We start from the raw sequence: 15,163 nt of genomic DNA on the forward strand, positions 1-15,163 counted from the left end.
GCTCCTTGGCCATCAGTTTATGCCTCACACACAAAGATTCGGATAGGCTCCTGAATTTCCCAGTGGGATGCACAGGACCGCTCGAAGTTCGCCGTCCGACCAGTTTCCGACAATCACGCCCGATAGCCACCGCTCCGCATTTCCCGCGCGGAGCCCGCGGCAAACCATATCGCCGGTGGCTATCCGGCAGGCCTGACGGCCAGGCCACAGTACATAGCCGCCAAAATACCAACGGCCCGTGCCGCTCGAAGCGGACACGGGCCGTTGCGACACGCGCAAGCGCGATTACTCCGCGGCTGCGCGCATGCGGCTGTAGCGGTTCAGGATCGGAATCATCTGCGCGTAGATCTTCGGATTCGCGGCGACGATCTCATGGCGATGCAGGAAGTCCGAGTCGCCGAGGTAGTTGCCGACGAGGCCGCCCGCTTCGGTGATCAGCAGGCTGCCCGCTGCCATGTCCCACACGTTGATGCCCTGTTCGAAGAACGCGTCGAGGCGGCCGGCTGCGACGTTCGCAAGATCGAGCGCGGCGGCGCCCGGGCGACGCAGGCCCGTGCACGCTTGCGTCATTTCGGTGAACAGGCGCGCGTATGCATCGAGACCGTCCTTTTCGCGGAACGGGAAGCCCGTGCCGACCAGCGCGTCGGACAGACGATCGCGGCGACCGACGCGGATGCGGCGATCGTTCAGATAGGCGCCGCGGCCGCGCGTGGCCGTGAACAGGTCGTTCTTGTTCGGATCGTAGACGACGGCCTGCGTGATCACGCCCTTGTGCTCGAGCGCGATCGACACGCAGTAGTACGGGAAGCCGTGGATGAAGTTCGTGGTGCCGTCGAGCGGATCGATGATCCAGCGGAATTCGGATTCGTTCTCCGATTCGCCCGATTCCTCCGCGAGCACCGCGTGGTCGGGGTAGGCGGTCTTCAGCGTCTCGATGATCGCGTCTTCGGCGGCCTTGTCCACTTCGGTGACGAAGTCGTTCTGCTGCTTCTTGCGGATCTCGATCAGATCGAGATCGAGGGACGCGCGGTTGATGATCTGCCCGGCGCGGCGCGCAGCCTTGACAGCGATATTGAGCATGGGATGCATGAGCCTGGATCCTGTAGCGGGCGGCAGATGCCGCCAGAAGTGGAACAACCGCCCGGACGGCACGAGCGTGCCGGGCGACATGAGACGCGAATTGACAAAGAGCGGTACGACCCGCGCCGCATCGACGGCGGCGCGTAACGGCATGATTTTACCCGATTTTCGCCGGCCTTATGAGAGCGGAATACGGGGAAACCCCCACTGGCCGTTCGGCCAAGTGGGTTTGCCGCGCCGATGGCGATACCATACGGCCATTCTGACGAATCGAGTCGTATGGTAGTGGAAACCTTGCAGAACACCGCTGTGCCGCCCGCGTCCGGTGCGGCGCCGTCCCGGTCGCCGTCCGGCGGCTTCACGTCGACGCGCTTCGTGCTCGTCGAACCGAGTCATCCCGGCAACGTCGGCGCGGCCGCGCGCGCCTTGAAGACGATGGGCTTTTCGCGCCTCGTGCTCGTCGCGCCGCGCGCGCCGCACGTGCAGAGCGACCCGGAGGCCGTCGCGATGGCGAGCGGCGCCGACGACGTGCTCGCGTCCGCGCATGTCGTCTCGACGCTCGGCGAGGCGCTGTCCGGCGTGCACTGGTCGATCGCGCTGACCGCGCGCACGCGCGAATACGGGCCGCCGCGCCTCGCGCCGCGCGCGGCTGCCGCCCATGCATGCACGCAGGTCGAGAGCGGCGACATCGCGCTCGTGTTCGGCAACGAGCGCACCGGGCTCGCGAACGAGCATGTCGAGCAGTGCAGCGCGGTCGCGCATATTCCGGCGAATCCCGCCTATAGCTCGCTGAACCTCGCGCAGGCGGTGCAGGTGCTCGCTTACGAGCTGCGCGTCGCGTTTCTCGAGCAGACGAGCGAGCCGGCGCAACAGCCGGCGGCCGATACGGGGACGCTCGCGCAAAGCGACGAGATCGAACGGATGTATCTGCATCTCGAAAATGCGCTGATCGCGCTCGATTTCCTCGATCCGCGCAATCCGAAGAAGCTGATGCCGCGTCTGCGGCGCCTGTTTGCGCGCACGGGCCTCGAGCGCGAGGAAGTGAACATCCTGCGCGGCATCGCGAAGCACATCCTGCTGAAGTCGCGCACGCCCGACGGCGGCGCATAACCGCGTCGGCGCCGCCGGCGCAAATACCCGCGCCGCCGGCGGGGAGAACGCGCGGCGTCGTGCGGGCGTGCGCGACTGGCCCTACAATCGCCGGACGTCATAAGCAAATGACCCGGCGCGATAACGGCCGGCCATCGCCGGCGGGGTGCGCCGGCATATTTCCGATCCGATCGATCATGTTCACGAAACTGCGCGAAGACGTTGCGACGATTCGCGAGCGGGATCCCGCCGCTCGCAGTGCCTGGGAAGTGCTGACCTGTTATCCGGGTCTGCATGCGCTCGTGCTGCATCGTTTCGCGCATGCGTGCTGGCGTGCGAAGCGCTACTGGCTCGCACGCTTCGTGTCGCAGGTCGGGCGCTTCCTGACCGGCATCGAGATCCATCCGGGCGCGACGATCGGCCGCCGCGTGTTCATCGACCACGGCATGGGCGTCGTGATCGGCGAGACCGCGATCGTCGGCGACGACTGCACGATCTATCAGGGCGTGACGCTCGGCGGCACGTCGCTTACGCGCGGCGCGAAGCGCCACCCGACGCTCGAAGCGGGCGTGATCGTCGGTGCGGGCGCGAAGGTGCTCGGCGGTTTCACCGTCGGCGCGGGTGCGAAGATCGGTTCGAACGCGGTCGTCGTGAAGCCGGTGCCCGCGGGCGGCACCGCGGTCGGCAACCCGGCGCGCATCGTCATGCCGGCGCAACCGAAACCGCAGCCCGAGCGCGCCGCGTTCTGCGCCTACGGGATCACGCCGAATGCCGACGATCCGATGTCGCTCGCGATACACGGCCTCATCGATCATGCGGCGAGGGAGAGCCGGCGCGTCGACGAGATCGTCGCGGCGCTCGAGCGGCTCGGTACGCATCTGGAAACGTTGCAGGGTGCGGACGCCGCGCGCCTCGATCTGCGCCGCCTGTCGGCGGTGCTCGAAGGCAAGGCGGTCGAACGGCAGACGTGACGCAGGCGGCGGGCGCCGGCCCGCCGATTTAATTTCAGTCGAGCGGCATCGGGTGGATGCCGTCCGCGTCGACGCGCAGATAGCCGCCGCGCGGCGCGCCGTGATCGAGATCCCAGTCGGGCAGCACCCAGCGCACGCCGTCCGCCTCGACATGGCGGGCAGGGCGGTGCGTATGGCCGTGAATCATCACCTTCGCGCGGCCCTTGCGGAACAGCGCGGCGACGCCTTCGCGCGTGACGTCGTAACGCGGCGACACGGGCCGCATGCGGCCGGCTTCGCTGTCCGCGCGCATCCGCTGCGCGAGTGCGCGGCGCCACCGAAACGGCCAGGCGAGGAACAGCCACTGCGCGACGCGATTGCGCGCGAAGCGGCGAAACAGCTGATAGCCGCGATCGGCAGTGCATTGCGCATCGCCGTGCGTCAGCACGATGCGCTGGCCGAATGCCATGATCAGCGACGGGTCGGGCAGCAGCATCGCGCCGGCGGCCTTCATGAAGCGGCGCCCGAGCAGAAAGTCGCGGTTGCCGTGCATCACGTAGAGCGCGATGCCGCGCTCCGAAAACGTATGCATCAGCGCGGCCATGCGCGCGACGAACGGATCGTCGTCGAGCATGTCGTCGCCGATCCAGTATTCGAACAGATCGCCGAGGATGAACACCGAGTCGGCGCTGTCGGCGGTGTATTTCACGAAATGCTCGAACGCGGCGACCGTCTTCGGAATCGCGTCGCTCAGATGCAGATCGGACAGAAACAGGAACGGGCGTGCGGCGTGCGCGGTTTCGCGCTCGCCCGGCACGCCCGCGGAGACGCTTCGCGGCGGACTCTCCTGCAGCATCGAAGTGCCTCCGGTTCCGTGCGTCAGACGACGACGGCCTTCTCGATCACGACGTCGTCGGTCGGGACGTCCTGATGGAAGCCTGCGTTGCCGGTCTTCACGCCCTTGATCTTGTCGACGACGTCCTGGCCTTCGACGACCTTGCCGAACACGGCGTAGCCCCAGCCTTGCGGCGTCGGCGACGAGTGGTTCAGGAAGTCGTTGTCGTTCACGTTGATGAAGAACTGGGCCGTGGCCGAGTGCGGATCGTTGGTGCGCGCCATCGCGATCGTGTACTTGTCGTTCTTCAGGCCGTTGTTCGCCTCGTTGTCGATCGGCGCGTCGGTCGGCTTCTGCTTCATGCCCGGTTCGAAGCCGCCGCCCTGGATCATGAAGCCGTTGATCACGCGGTGGAACACGGTGCCGTCGTAGTGGCCCTTCTTCACGTAGTTGAGGAAGTTTTCGACCGTCTTCGGTGCCTTCGCGGCGTCGAGCTCGAGCTTGATCACGCCGTGGTTCGTGTGCAGTTCAACCATGATGAATTCCTTCGATGAGGCGGTTTAAATGGCACGCGGCCGGTCGTGCGACGCGGCCGCGTGAGATGCCGGACGGACCGGCAGGGTTTTACTTCGAGACGATGCTCGCCGATTCGATCACGACCGGCTGCGCGGGCACGTCCTGCATCGGGCCGCGCGATGTCGTCGGTACGGCTTCGATCTTCTTCACGACGTCGAGACCCGACACGACCTTGCCGAACACCGCATAGCCGTTGCCGTCCGGATTCGGGTAGTCGAGGCCGCTGTTGTCGACCGTGTTGATGAAGAACTGCGCGGTCGCGGAATTCGGATCGCTCGTGCGCGCCATTGCAATCGTGCCGGTCAGGTTCTTCAGACCGTTGCGGCTTTCGAGCGGGATCGGCGCGCGCGTCGGCTTCTCGTCGAAATTCGCCTTGTAGCCGCCGCCCTGGATCATGAAGCCCTTGATCACGCGATGAAAGATCGTGCCGTTGTACTGGCCTGCCTTCACGTAATCGAGGAAGTTCGCGACGGTCTTCGGCGCCTTCTCCGGATACAGTTCGACGCGGATGTCGCCCTGCGAGGTCTTCAGCTGCACGACGGGGTGCGCGGTGGCCGTTTGCGCGAACGCGGGCGCGGTCGCGAGAAGGGCGGCGCCGCCAAGCGCCAGCAACAGACGTTTCATTGCGATCCTCAGGTTGGAATGAAAGGAAGGGGCCGCGCCGCTTACTGCGACGGCGCGACGTACGGCGCCGCGAGTGCACCGGACGGGCCGCTGAACTGGAACGTCGGCGACAGCGGCAGCGTCGTGGTGCTCACGTTCGCGGCGGCGCGATCGGTGTATTCGCGCGTGGACGGCGCGACCGCGCGTGCGGCCGGCGCGGATTTCGGCGGCGATACGATCTTCTGGATGTCGGCGAGGCGCTGTGCCGTCGCGCCGCTCGTGCGGCCGAGCGATTGCGCGCGCTTGTACGATTCGGCTGCGAGGCGCAGGTACAGGTCGCCGAGATTTTCGTATGCGAGCGAATAACCGGGGTTCGCTTGCGTCGCGGTGACGAGCGCGGCGCGCGCTTCGTCGTACCGGCCGTGCTTCGCATACAGCGCCGCGAGATTGTTGTACGGCTCCGGCAGTTCCGGATAGGCCTGCGTGATCGCGACGAACTGCTGGATCGCGTCGTCGTCGCGATTCAGGCGCGCGAGCACGGTGCCGCGCTTGAACTGCGCCTGCACGTCGTGCGGGTTCGCGGCGATCCGTGCGTCGAGCTGCGCGAGCGCCTGCGTCCACTGCTTGCCGGCGATCGACGCGTCGATTTCGGGGGTGCCGTCGGCGGTCGCCGGGGCCTTTTGCGCGTGGGCGGCGGGCGCTGCGAACAGCGTCAGCGCGACGCCCATGACGGCGGTCGCAACGAGGGTCGCAGCGCTCGGCGCGCGGCCGCGATGAGGTTTCATAGGCGTAAATCGGAATGTTATACTCCGACCCATTCTAACAAAACGTCTGCGCGTTCCGGCGAGCCGCAGACAGTCTTTCTTTGCCTCTCGTGGCCGTCACCGCTGTGCTTGCAGCCTGACCGCCCCATGTGATATCGAGGATGCCCGGCGTCGCACCGCAGCAGGGCCCGTCCGTTTCGCGTGCAGGGCGAGTTTTGCCAGGGCGGTTTCCTTCGGCTCACGGTTCATCTCTATGGAATCACTGCGCATCTACAACACGCTCGCGCGTGACAAGCAAGTTTTCGTGCCGCGCCTGCCTGGCGAAGTGCGGATGTACGTATGCGGAATCACCGTGTACGACTATTGTCACGTGGGCCACGCGCGCATGCTGGTCGTGTTCGACCTCGTCCAGCGCTGGCTGCGCGCGATCGGCTATCGCGTCACGTACGTGCGCAACATCACCGACATCGACGACAAGATCATCCGCCGCGCGGTCGAGAACGGCGAGACGATCAAGTCGCTGACCGATCGCTTCATCGATGCGATGCACGAGGACGAAGACGCACTCGGCATCCAGCGGCCCGACATCGAGCCGCGCGCGACGCAGTTCATTCCGCAGATGCTCGGAATGATCGAGCGGCTGGAGGCGAACGGCTACGCCTATCAGGCGACCGACGGCGACGTCAATTATTCGGTGCGCAAGTTCGCGAACTACGGAAAGCTGTCGGGCAAGTCGCTCGACGATCTGCGCGCGGGCGAGCGTGTGGCCGCGAACGATGCGAAGGAAGATCCGCTCGATTTCGTGTTGTGGAAGCGTGCGAAGGCGGACGATCCGGAAGGTGCGTCGTGGGAATCGAAGTACGGAATGGGCCGGCCGGGCTGGCACATCGAGTGCTCCGCGATGGGCTGCACGTTGCTCGGCGAGCATTTCGACATTCACGGCGGTGGCCAGGATCTGCAGTTTCCGCATCACGAGAACGAGATCGCGCAGAGCGAGGGCGCGACCGGCCAGACGTTCGTCAACTACTGGCTGCACAACGGCTTCGTGCAGGTCGACAACGAGAAGATGTCGAAATCGCTCGGCAACTTCTTCACGATCCGCGAAGTGCTCGAGCGCTACGACGCCGAGGTGATGCGCTTTTTCATCGTGCGCACGCACTATCGATCGCCGTTGAACTACAGCGATGTGCACCTCGACGATGCACGCGCGTCGCTGACGCGTCTGTATACGGCGTTGAAGGACGTCGAGCCCGATGCGCTCGCGCTCGACTGGAATGAACCGCACGCGCAGCGTTTCGCGGCGGCGATGAACGACGACTTCAACACGCCGGTGGCGATCGCGACGCTGTTCGAGCTGGCGGGCGAAGTGAACCGCACGCGCGATGCGTCGCTCGCGCGGCAGTTGAAGCAGCTCGCGGGCCTGTTGGGCCTGCTCGGCCGCGAACCGCGCGCGTTCCTGCAGCAGGCGTCCGGCGCCGCGCAGGCGGGCGCGCTCTCGGTCGACGAGATCGAAGCGAAGATCGCCGCGCGTGCCGCGGCGAAACGCGCGAAGGACTATGCCGAAGCGGACCGGATTCGGGCGGAACTGCTCGACGCCGGCGTCGCACTTGAAGACAAACCGGGCGGATCGACCGAATGGCGTCGCGTATGAGCGCGGCGCGTTCCACTGACCGATCCGTCGGGTAGGAGGCAGGATGGCAACGGCCAGAAAAGCGCCGGTCAGGCGCGCGACTCCGGTCGCCGCGCGTCCGGCAGCCAGACGCGCGCCGGCAGCGAAGACGGACGCGGCGCGTGCCGTGCCGAACGGCGCGCTCAACGGTCATGTGCAGCCGGCGGCCAAGCACGCGCGTGCGAAGGGCGCGGAACCCGCGCAGCCGGATCACGCGATGCAGGCGGTCGACGCGACGCGCAAGGCGCGCGCAGCCGATGCGGCGGGCGACGGCGAGGATGACGTCGTCGTGCGTCCCGCATATTGGGACAAGGCGTGCGCCGATCTCGTCAAGCGCGACCGCATCCTGAAGAAGCTGATCCCGAAGTTCGGCCCCGCGCATCTGGTCAAGCGTGGCGATCCGTTCGTCACGCTCGCGCGCTCGGTCGTCGGGCAGCAGATCTCGGTGCCGTCGGCGCAGTCGCTGTGGGCGCGCATCCAGGCCGCGTGCCCGAAGCTCGCGCCGCAGCCGGTGATCCGGCTCGGGGCGGACAAGCTGATCGGGTGCGGGCTGTCGAAGCGCAAGACCGAATACATTCTGGATCTCGCGCAGCACTTCGTGTCGGGTGCGCTGCACGTCGACAAATGGACGTCGATGGAAGACGAGGCCGTGATCGCGGAACTCACGCAGATCCGCGGGATCAGCCGCTGGACGGCCGAGATGTTCCTGATCTTCAACCTGTCGCGGCCGGACGTGCTGCCGCTCGACGATCCGGGCCTGATCCGCGCGATCAGCGTCAATTACTTCAGCGGGGAGCCCGTCACGCGCAGCGAGGCGCGGGAAGTCGCGGCGAACTGGGAGCCGTGGCGCACCGTGGCCACCTGGTATATGTGGCGCAGCCTCGACGCGCTCGATGCCGGCGCGTGATGGCGGCTATCGGATTTTAAACATCAATAGTTGAGAGCCGGTTTTGCGTGTCGGCCGCGCGGGTAGAATACGCGCTGCCGCAAGACCCAAGGATTCGAACACATGAAGACCACGTTTCTGGATTTCGAACAGCCGATCGCCGAACTCGAGGCCAAGATCGAAGAGCTGCGATTCGTGCAGGACGACTCGGCTGTCGATATTTCGGAAGAAATCGAGCGGCTGTCGAAGAAAAGCCAGCAACTGACGAAGGACCTGTACGCGAACCTGACGCCGTGGCAGGTGTCGCAGATCGCGCGGCACCCGCAGCGCCCGTACACGCTCGATTACGTCGCGGAACTGTTTACCGATTTTCACGAGTTGCACGGCGACCGCGCGTTCGCGGACGATCTGTCGATCGTCGGCGGCCTGGCCCGCTTCGGCGGCCATCCCTGCATGGTGATCGGTCACCAGAAAGGGCGTGACACGAAGGAGCGCGCCGCGCGCAACTTCGGCATGCCGCGTCCGGAAGGCTATCGCAAGGCCGAGCGCCTGATGCGTCTGGCCGAGAAGTTCGGGCTGCCGATCTTCACGTTCGTCGATACGCCCGGTGCCTATCCGGGCATCGGCGCGGAAGAGCGCGGCCAGTCCGAGGCGATCGGCCGCAATCTGTATGTGATGGCCGAATTGAAGACGCCGATCATCACGACGGTGATCGGCGAGGGCGGTTCGGGCGGCGCGCTCGCGATCGCGGTGGCCGATACCGTGATGATGCTGCAGTTCTCGACGTACTCGGTGATCTCGCCGGAAGGCTGTGCGTCGATTCTGTGGAAGAGCGCCGCGAAGGCGCCCGAAGCCGCGGAAGCGCTCGGGCTGACCGCGCATCGCCTGAAGGCGCTCGGCCTGATCGACAAGATCATCAACGAGCCGCTCGGCGGCGCACATCGCGATCCGAAGGGAATGGCCGCGCTGCTGCGCCGCGCGCTTGCCGATTCGCTGCGCCAGTTCCAGGGCATGAGCATCGACGCGCTGCGCGAGCGCCGCTTCGAACGCCTGATGGCGTACGGCAAGTTCAAGGAAACCACGCCGGGCGCATGACCGGCTGCGTACCCGCTGCGCGCGTCACGATGCGCGCATCCGCCTCGTGATCCCGCCGAACCGATACTCCGCCGACCGTGTCGTCCTCGATGCGGTCGGCGTTGCGCTTTCCGGCGTGCCGGACGACGCGCGGATCGCGATCGCCTATAGCGGCGGCCTCGATTCGTCGGTACTGCTCGACGCGGCCGTGCGCGTGGCCGGCGCGTCGCGCTGCGTCGCGCTGCACGTCCATCACGGCCTGAGCGCGAACGCCGACGCGTGGGCTGCGCATGCGCGCGAGCAGGCCGCACGGCTCGGTGTCGCGTTCGAGGCGATGCATGTCGACGTGCCGCGCGACAGCGGCGTCGGCATCGAGGCGAGTGCGCGCGAGCGTCGCTATGCGGCGCTCGACGCGATGTGCGAACGGCACGGCGCGGCTGCGCTCTGGCTCGCGCAGCATGCGGACGATCAGGCCGAAACCGTGCTGCTGCAACTGCTGCGCGGTGCAGGGATCGCCGGGCTCGCCGCGATGGCGCCGCGCTATCGGCCCGACGGCGCGTCCGTCGAGCGTGTGCGGCCGCTGCTGCGATTGTTGCGTGCGCAACTGGAGCGTTATGCGGCGGAGCACGCGCTGTCGTGGATCGACGACGAATCGAACGCCGATACGCGCTATGCGCGCAACGCGCTGCGCATCGACGTACTGCCGGCGCTGGCCGTGCATTTCCCCGGCTTTCGCGACGCACTCGGCCGCGCCGCGCAGCATGCGGCGGCGGCGCAGCGGCTGCTCGACGATCTGGCCGAGCTCGATTTCGTGGCGGCCGCGCGCGACGACGGGCGTGCGTTGTCGCGCGATGCGCTGATCGCGTTCGACGACGTGCGTGGCGCGAACCTGCTGCGCTACTGGATGCGCCGGCTCGGCTTGCCCGGCGCGTCGGCCGCGCGGCTGGCCGACATGATGCGCCAGCTGCGCGACGCGCACGATGCGCATGCGCTGCGCGTCGATCATGCGGGGCAGTGCCTGCGCCTCTATCGCGATACCGTTTACTGGGAAGCCGGCGACAGCGCGGAGCCGCGCGACGACGGCACCGGCACGCCGCACGCGGACGCGTCGCTCGCCTGGGACGGCCAGGAGATCTGGCATCTGCCCGGATGGCGCGGCACGTTCGTGTTCGCGCACGCCGACGCCGGCAGCGACGACGCGCTGCCCGAGACGCTGCTGCGCAGCGCGCCGCTGATGGCGCGAGCACGCGCGGGCGGCGAGCGGATGCGGATGTGGCCGGACGGCCCGAGCCGGACGCTGAAGAACCTGTTTCAGGAGCGCGGCGTGCCCGCGTGGCAGCGCGACGTGCCGCTGCTGTTCGCGGGCGACCGGCTGATCTACGTGCCGCGGCTCGGCGTGAACCGCGATGGCGTGCCGCAGGGCGGCCACGCATGGCGCCGCATCGAATGGCGGCCCGACCTGCTGATCGCCTGACGGCGACCGGTCGACAACGGCGCGCCGCGCGGCGCTGTCGGCCGCACCGGTAAAGGGCGCCGGAACACGCGTGGACGCGGCCGGCAGCTTGTCAAGCGGGCGTCTATCGGGTACGCTCAGGCGTTTGCTCGGCTCGATTTTCGAGCGATTTGTGCAGGTTTTCCGCGTGACGTACCCGGTTTGCGCGGCCTGATCGGCCTTCCGGGCAAACTCCGTCACGCTTGCGTGTTGCGTCCCAGCCGTTCCCCTCGTCGTCCGTCCAGAGCCACAAGCCGCGTGACTGAACGGCAACGCGGTCTGTCCAGCGCGCCCGTGCGGTCTCTTCTCCAGTTCAGAACGACAATGGCACTCATCGTACACAAATACGGCGGCACTTCGATGGGCTCGGTCGAGCGCATCAAGAACGTCGCGAAACGCGTCGCAAAATGGCATCAGGCCGGGCACCAGATGGTGGTCGTGCCGTCTGCGATGTCCGGCGAAACCAACCGTCTGCTCGGTCTCGCGAAAGAGATTTCGAGCCAGCCGAGCCCGCGTGAGCTCGACATGATCGCGTCGACCGGCGAGCAGGTCAGCGTCGGTCTGCTGTCGATCGCGCTGCAGGAAATCGGCGTCGAAGCCGTGAGCTATGCCGGCTGGCAAGTGCCGATCAAGACCGACAGCGCGTTTACGAAGGCGCGCATTCACTCGATCGACGACGAGCGCGTGAAGGCCGATCTGAACGCCGGCAAGGTCGTGATCATCACGGGCTTCCAGGGCGTCGATCCGGACGGTCACATCACGACGCTGGGCCGCGGCGGCTCGGACACGTCGGCGGTGGCGGTCGCTGCCGCGCTCGGCGCGGAAGAGTGCCTGATCTATACGGACGTGGACGGCGTGTATACCACCGATCCGCGCGTCGTCGAAGAGGCGCGTCGCCTCGATCGCGTGACGTTCGAAGAGATGCTCGAGATGGCGAGTCTCGGCTCGAAGGTCCTGCAGATCCGCTCGGTCGAATTCGCCGGCAAATACCAGGTGAAGACGCGCGTGCTGTCGAGCCTGACCGATCCGCTGATTGCGCTCGACGAAGAAATGCGCTCGGGCACCCTGATTACTTTTGAAGAAGACGAGACCATGGAAAAGGCAGTCATTTCCGGCATCGCGTTCCAGCGCGACGAAGCACGCATTGCGGTGATGGGTGTGCCCGACAAGCCGGGCATCGCGTATCAGATTCTCGGCCCGGTCGCCGACGCGAACATCGACGTCGACATGATCATCCAGAACCAGAGCGTGCAGGGCAAGACGGACTTCACGTTCACGGTCGGCCGTGGCGACTATCAGAAGGCGATGGACATCCTCACGAACCAGGTGAAGGGCCACGTGAACGCCGAGCAGGTGCAGGGCGATCCGAAGGTGTCGAAGGTGTCGGTCGTCGGCGTCGGCATGCGTTCGCACGTCGGTGTCGCGAGCAAGATGTTCCGCACGCTGTCGGAAGAGGGCATCAACATCCAGATGATCTCGACGTCGGAAATCAAGATCTCGGTGCTGATCGACGAGAAGTACATGGAACTCGCCGTGCGCGCGCTGCACAAGGCGTTCGAGCTCGAGCAGGCGTGACGAAATTTTCGTGATGCGTTGAAGAAAATGCATCACGGAAATTGACGTGCGGTTCGAAACCCTATATTATCTCGTTCTCGTCGCACTGCCTCCCTGGTGCGAGCGAAAGTTTGGGAGACGTGGCCGAGAGGTCGAAGGCACTCCCCTGCTAAGGGAGCATCTGGGCCAAAACCTGGATCGAGGGTTCGAATCCCTCCGTCTCCGCCAGCAATGGCGGAACAAGCCCCGCAAGTTCTCGGACTTGCGGGGCTTTTCTTTTTTCGGTCGCGCATTCGGTTCGGTGTCCGCAACGATCGGGTGATCGCATGGGTTCGATTCCGATGCAGCGCGCCCGGCCTTGCCTCGCGAATGATGTCGGATGCCGATTCAATGTCCGTGTGTGCGCGTCCTCGTGCCGCGCAGTGTCCGACGCGCGATGCCTGCTGATTGAAACTGATTTGTAAGACGCGATGTAAGCATCCGGGCGCCGCATGACGCCATGCAATCGCCGCGCCGCATTCCGCTTCCCGCGTCGCCTACACCCTGCCCGATGGATAAAAATGCGGCATCGCACCGGTTCCATTGATCTGTACGTCGCAGAAATACAAAAAATTACACATAAAAATCAGTAGGTTGCCGCGACGGCCGCAGAACACTCACTGCTGCGCTGCAAAAAATAATCAGCCGTTTTATGCTGGTTAACCCGATAGCGCTTTGAGCGGCATCAAGCTTCCGCGAGATGCCGCTTTACATTTTGCCAACACTGGCGATTCACGAAATCTACCTGTCGTTTCGGTTTCGTTTCTTTCGTCGCGCCTGTCGTCCGGCGGCGCGCGCCATCCTCAAGGCCTTGTTGACATGCATGATTTTCCCTTTCTGAGCCTGGCGATCTGGGCTCCGATCCTGTTCGGTGCGTGCCTGCTGCGCGCCGGGTCCGACCAACATCTGCAGCGGACGCGCCTCATCGCGCTGATCGGTGCGATCGCGGGGCTCGCCGCGGTGGTGCCCATCGTGGCCGGTTTCGATCCGCACTCGGCGGCGATGCAGTTCGTCGAAAGCCGCAACGGGCTGTCGGCGTTCGGTGCCGGCTGGCGCACGGGCGTCGACGGCGCGTCGCTGTGGCTCGTCGTGCTGACCGCCTTCACGACGCTCGTGGTCGTCGTCGCATCGTGGCAGGCCGTCACGGTGCGCGTCGCGCAGTACTACGCGTCGTTCCTGATCCTCTCGGGGCTGATGATCGGCGTCTTCGTCGCACAGGACGGGCTGCTGTTCTTCATCTTCTTCGAGGCGACGCTGATCCCGCTGTACCTGCTGATCGGCACCTGGGGCCGCGAGCATCGCGTGTACGCGGCCGTGAAGTTCTTCTTCATCTCGTTCGCCGGATCGCTGCTGCTGCTGATGGCGATGCTGTACCTGTACGCGAAATCGCACACGTTCGACATGGCCGCGTGGCGCACGCTGCAGCTCGGTTTCGCGCCGCAGCTGCTGGTGTTCCTCGGCTTTTTCGCCGCATTCGCGGTCAAGGTGCCGATGTGGCCGGTCCATACCTGGCTGCGCGACGTCTACACCGACGGCCCGACCGGCGCGGCGCTGATGCTCGCGATGCTGAAGCTCGGCGGCTACGGTTTCCTGCGCTTCGCGCTGCCGATCACGCCCGACGCGAGCCATTTCTTCGCGCCGGCCGTGATCGCGCTGTCGCTGTTCGCGATCGTCTACGCAAGCCTGCTCGCGCTCGCGCAGACCGATTTCGGCAAGCTGCTCGCGTATTCGACGGTTGCGCACATGGGCATCGTCACGCTCGGGCTGTTCCTGTTCAACCGGATCGGCGTCGAAGGCGCGATCGTGCAGCTCGTGTCGTACGGCTTCGTCGCGGGCGCGATGCTGCTGTGCGCGAGCGTGCTCGTCGATCGCACGAAGCAGCGCGAGATGACCGCATACGGCGGCGTCGCGAGCGCGATGCCGCGCTTCGCGATGTTTGCCGTGCTGTTCGCGATGGCGAACGTCGGCCTGCCGGGCACGTCGGGCTTCGTCGGCGAATTCATGGTCATCATGGGCGCGATCCGCGTGAACTTCTGGATCGGCGCGGCCGCCGCGCTGACGCTGATCTTCAGCGCGTCGTACACGCTCTGGATGCTCAAGCGCGTCGTGTGGGGCAGGGCGCCGAGCGCGAGCATCGCGAAGCTCGTCGATCTGAGCGGCCGCGAGATCGCGATGTTCGCGTCGCTCGCGCTGATCGTGCTCGCGGTCGGCATCGATCCGAAGCCGTTCACCGACGCGATCGACCCGACCGTCGGCCGCCTGCTCGCGGATGCAAGCCGCTCGAAACTGCCGGCCGGCGACGATACGGCGCCCGCGCAGCCGTCTTACATGGCAGCCGCTCACGACTGAGCGAGCCCCGTTTGCGCCGCGCACGCGTGGCGCATGAATATCGTTGCATGCACATCGATCAAGGTCCGGCGCGACATGCGCCGGATCGGCCTGCGCACGTGCGCGATCACCCCGCGACACTTTGACTCACGACAGATTCTGCAATGATGATTTGCCGTCGCCATCGGTTTTTCATCGTGCTCGCGCGACGTATGATGCGGCCA

At 65.9% G+C, this 15,163-nt stretch carries 13 protein-coding genes, 1 tRNA gene and 1 pseudogene; 9 read left to right on the forward strand and 6 right to left on the reverse strand.

Features of this window, described 5'->3' with window-relative positions:
- Window positions 1-285 precede the first annotated feature (285 nt).
- The gene (locus ACSHSS_RS24785; protein ID WP_006408202.1) at window positions 286-1,089 is read right to left on the reverse strand and encodes an inositol monophosphatase family protein; all 804 of its coding nucleotides are present in this window, start codon (window positions 1,087-1,089) and stop codon (window positions 286-288) included.
- Between the two features lie 276 nt (window positions 1,090-1,365).
- Between ACSHSS_RS24785 and ACSHSS_RS24790 the strand changes: the two genes are divergently transcribed.
- Window positions 1,366-2,190 carry an RNA methyltransferase gene (locus ACSHSS_RS24790; RefSeq protein ID WP_445545683.1) on the forward strand — a complete coding sequence of 275 codons (825 nt, stop codon included), beginning with the start codon at window positions 1,366-1,368 and terminating at the stop codon, window positions 2,188-2,190.
- Between the two features lie 176 nt (window positions 2,191-2,366).
- Window positions 2,367-3,140, forward strand: a complete 774-nt coding sequence (cysE, locus tag ACSHSS_RS24795; RefSeq protein ID WP_445545676.1) for a serine O-acetyltransferase — start codon at window positions 2,367-2,369, stop codon at window positions 3,138-3,140.
- A gap of 34 nt (window positions 3,141-3,174) precedes the next feature.
- Here the strand turns inward: cysE and ACSHSS_RS24800 are convergent, their stop codons facing one another.
- The 4 genes from ACSHSS_RS24800 to ACSHSS_RS24815 all read right to left on the reverse strand — a co-directional run bounded on the left by ACSHSS_RS24800 (window position 3,175) and on the right by ACSHSS_RS24815 (window position 5,918).
- On the reverse strand, window positions 3,175-3,975 hold the full coding sequence (locus ACSHSS_RS24800) for a UDP-2,3-diacylglucosamine diphosphatase (RefSeq protein ID WP_006401898.1): 801 nt from the start codon (window positions 3,973-3,975) through the stop codon (window positions 3,175-3,177).
- Window positions 3,976-3,998: 23 nt separating this feature from the next.
- Complete coding sequence (locus ACSHSS_RS24805; protein ID WP_006401897.1) at window positions 3,999-4,490, reverse strand: peptidylprolyl isomerase; 492 nt, start codon at window positions 4,488-4,490, stop codon at window positions 3,999-4,001.
- Window positions 4,491-4,578: 88 nt separating this feature from the next.
- Window positions 4,579-5,154: a peptidylprolyl isomerase gene (locus ACSHSS_RS24810; RefSeq protein WP_006408206.1), complete on the reverse strand. Its 576-nt coding sequence runs from the start codon at window positions 5,152-5,154 to the stop codon at window positions 4,579-4,581.
- Window positions 5,155-5,195: 41 nt separating this feature from the next.
- Window positions 5,196-5,918, reverse strand: a complete 723-nt coding sequence (locus ACSHSS_RS24815) for a tetratricopeptide repeat protein (RefSeq protein WP_081075113.1) — start codon at window positions 5,916-5,918, stop codon at window positions 5,196-5,198.
- A 232-nt stretch (window positions 5,919-6,150) separates the two neighbouring features.
- Here ACSHSS_RS24815 and cysS point away from each other — a divergent pair, with 232 nt between their 5' ends.
- The 4 genes from cysS to tilS all read left to right on the forward strand — a co-directional run bounded on the left by cysS (window position 6,151) and on the right by tilS (window position 11,000).
- Window positions 6,151-7,548, forward strand: a complete 1,398-nt coding sequence (cysS, locus tag ACSHSS_RS24820; protein WP_253575987.1) for a cysteine--tRNA ligase — start codon at window positions 6,151-6,153, stop codon at window positions 7,546-7,548.
- Window positions 7,549-7,591: 43 nt separating this feature from the next.
- A complete protein-coding gene (locus tag ACSHSS_RS24825) occupies window positions 7,592-8,473 on the forward strand; it encodes a DNA-3-methyladenine glycosylase family protein (protein ID WP_445545677.1) in 882 nt (293 codons plus the stop codon).
- A gap of 102 nt (window positions 8,474-8,575) precedes the next feature.
- On the forward strand, window positions 8,576-9,547 hold the full coding sequence (locus ACSHSS_RS24830) for an acetyl-CoA carboxylase carboxyltransferase subunit alpha (RefSeq protein WP_006401892.1): 972 nt from the start codon (window positions 8,576-8,578) through the stop codon (window positions 9,545-9,547).
- Window positions 9,548-9,593: 46 nt separating this feature from the next.
- Window positions 9,594-11,000, forward strand: coding sequence for a tRNA lysidine(34) synthetase TilS (gene tilS, locus ACSHSS_RS24835; RefSeq protein ID WP_445545678.1), 1,407 nt, complete (start codon window positions 9,594-9,596; stop codon window positions 10,998-11,000).
- Window positions 11,001-11,116: 116 nt separating this feature from the next.
- Here tilS and ACSHSS_RS24840 read toward each other — a convergent pair.
- Window positions 11,117-11,360, reverse strand: a pseudogene (locus ACSHSS_RS24840) (hypothetical protein).
- Here ACSHSS_RS24840 and ACSHSS_RS24845 point away from each other — a divergent pair.
- From ACSHSS_RS24845 to ACSHSS_RS24855, 3 genes are all read left to right on the forward strand, one after another.
- Window positions 11,343-12,593, forward strand: a complete 1,251-nt coding sequence (locus ACSHSS_RS24845; protein WP_006408212.1) for an aspartate kinase — start codon at window positions 11,343-11,345, stop codon at window positions 12,591-12,593. The pseudogene ACSHSS_RS24840 and the gene ACSHSS_RS24845 overlap by 18 nt on opposite strands.
- 113 nt (window positions 12,594-12,706) lie before the next feature.
- Window positions 12,707-12,800, forward strand: a tRNA-Ser gene (locus ACSHSS_RS24850).
- Between the two features lie 630 nt (window positions 12,801-13,430).
- Window positions 13,431-14,960 carry a complex I subunit 4 family protein gene (locus tag ACSHSS_RS24855; protein WP_039221091.1) on the forward strand — a complete coding sequence of 510 codons (1,530 nt, stop codon included), beginning with the start codon at window positions 13,431-13,433 and terminating at the stop codon, window positions 14,958-14,960.
- Window positions 14,961-15,163 lie beyond the last annotated feature (203 nt).

The organism is Burkholderia sp. BC1 (genome assembly GCF_052683555.1).

Coding starts and splice junctions, on each gene's coding strand:
- ACSHSS_RS24805 (WP_006401897.1), bottom strand. CDS start 4,490: ATGGTTGAACTGCACACGAACCACGGCGTGATCAAGCTCGAGCTCGAC.
- cysE (WP_445545676.1), top strand. CDS start 2,367: ATGTTCACGAAACTGCGCGAAGACGTTGCGACGATTCGCGAGCGGGAT.
- ACSHSS_RS24785 (WP_006408202.1), bottom strand. CDS start 1,089: ATGCATCCCATGCTCAATATCGCTGTCAAGGCTGCGCGCCGCGCCGGG.
- ACSHSS_RS24810 (WP_006408206.1), bottom strand. CDS start 5,154: ATGAAACGTCTGTTGCTGGCGCTTGGCGGCGCCGCCCTTCTCGCGACC.
- ACSHSS_RS24855 (WP_039221091.1), top strand. CDS start 13,431: ATGCATGATTTTCCCTTTCTGAGCCTGGCGATCTGGGCTCCGATCCTG.
- ACSHSS_RS24845 (WP_006408212.1), top strand. CDS start 11,343: ATGGCACTCATCGTACACAAATACGGCGGCACTTCGATGGGCTCGGTC.
- ACSHSS_RS24815 (WP_081075113.1), bottom strand. CDS start 5,918: ATGAAACCTCATCGCGGCCGCGCGCCGAGCGCTGCGACCCTCGTTGCG.
- ACSHSS_RS24825 (WP_445545677.1), top strand. CDS start 7,592: ATGGCAACGGCCAGAAAAGCGCCGGTCAGGCGCGCGACTCCGGTCGCC.
- ACSHSS_RS24830 (WP_006401892.1), top strand. CDS start 8,576: ATGAAGACCACGTTTCTGGATTTCGAACAGCCGATCGCCGAACTCGAG.
- ACSHSS_RS24800 (WP_006401898.1), bottom strand. CDS start 3,975: ATGCTGCAGGAGAGTCCGCCGCGAAGCGTCTCCGCGGGCGTGCCGGGC.
- cysS (WP_253575987.1), top strand. CDS start 6,151: ATGGAATCACTGCGCATCTACAACACGCTCGCGCGTGACAAGCAAGTT.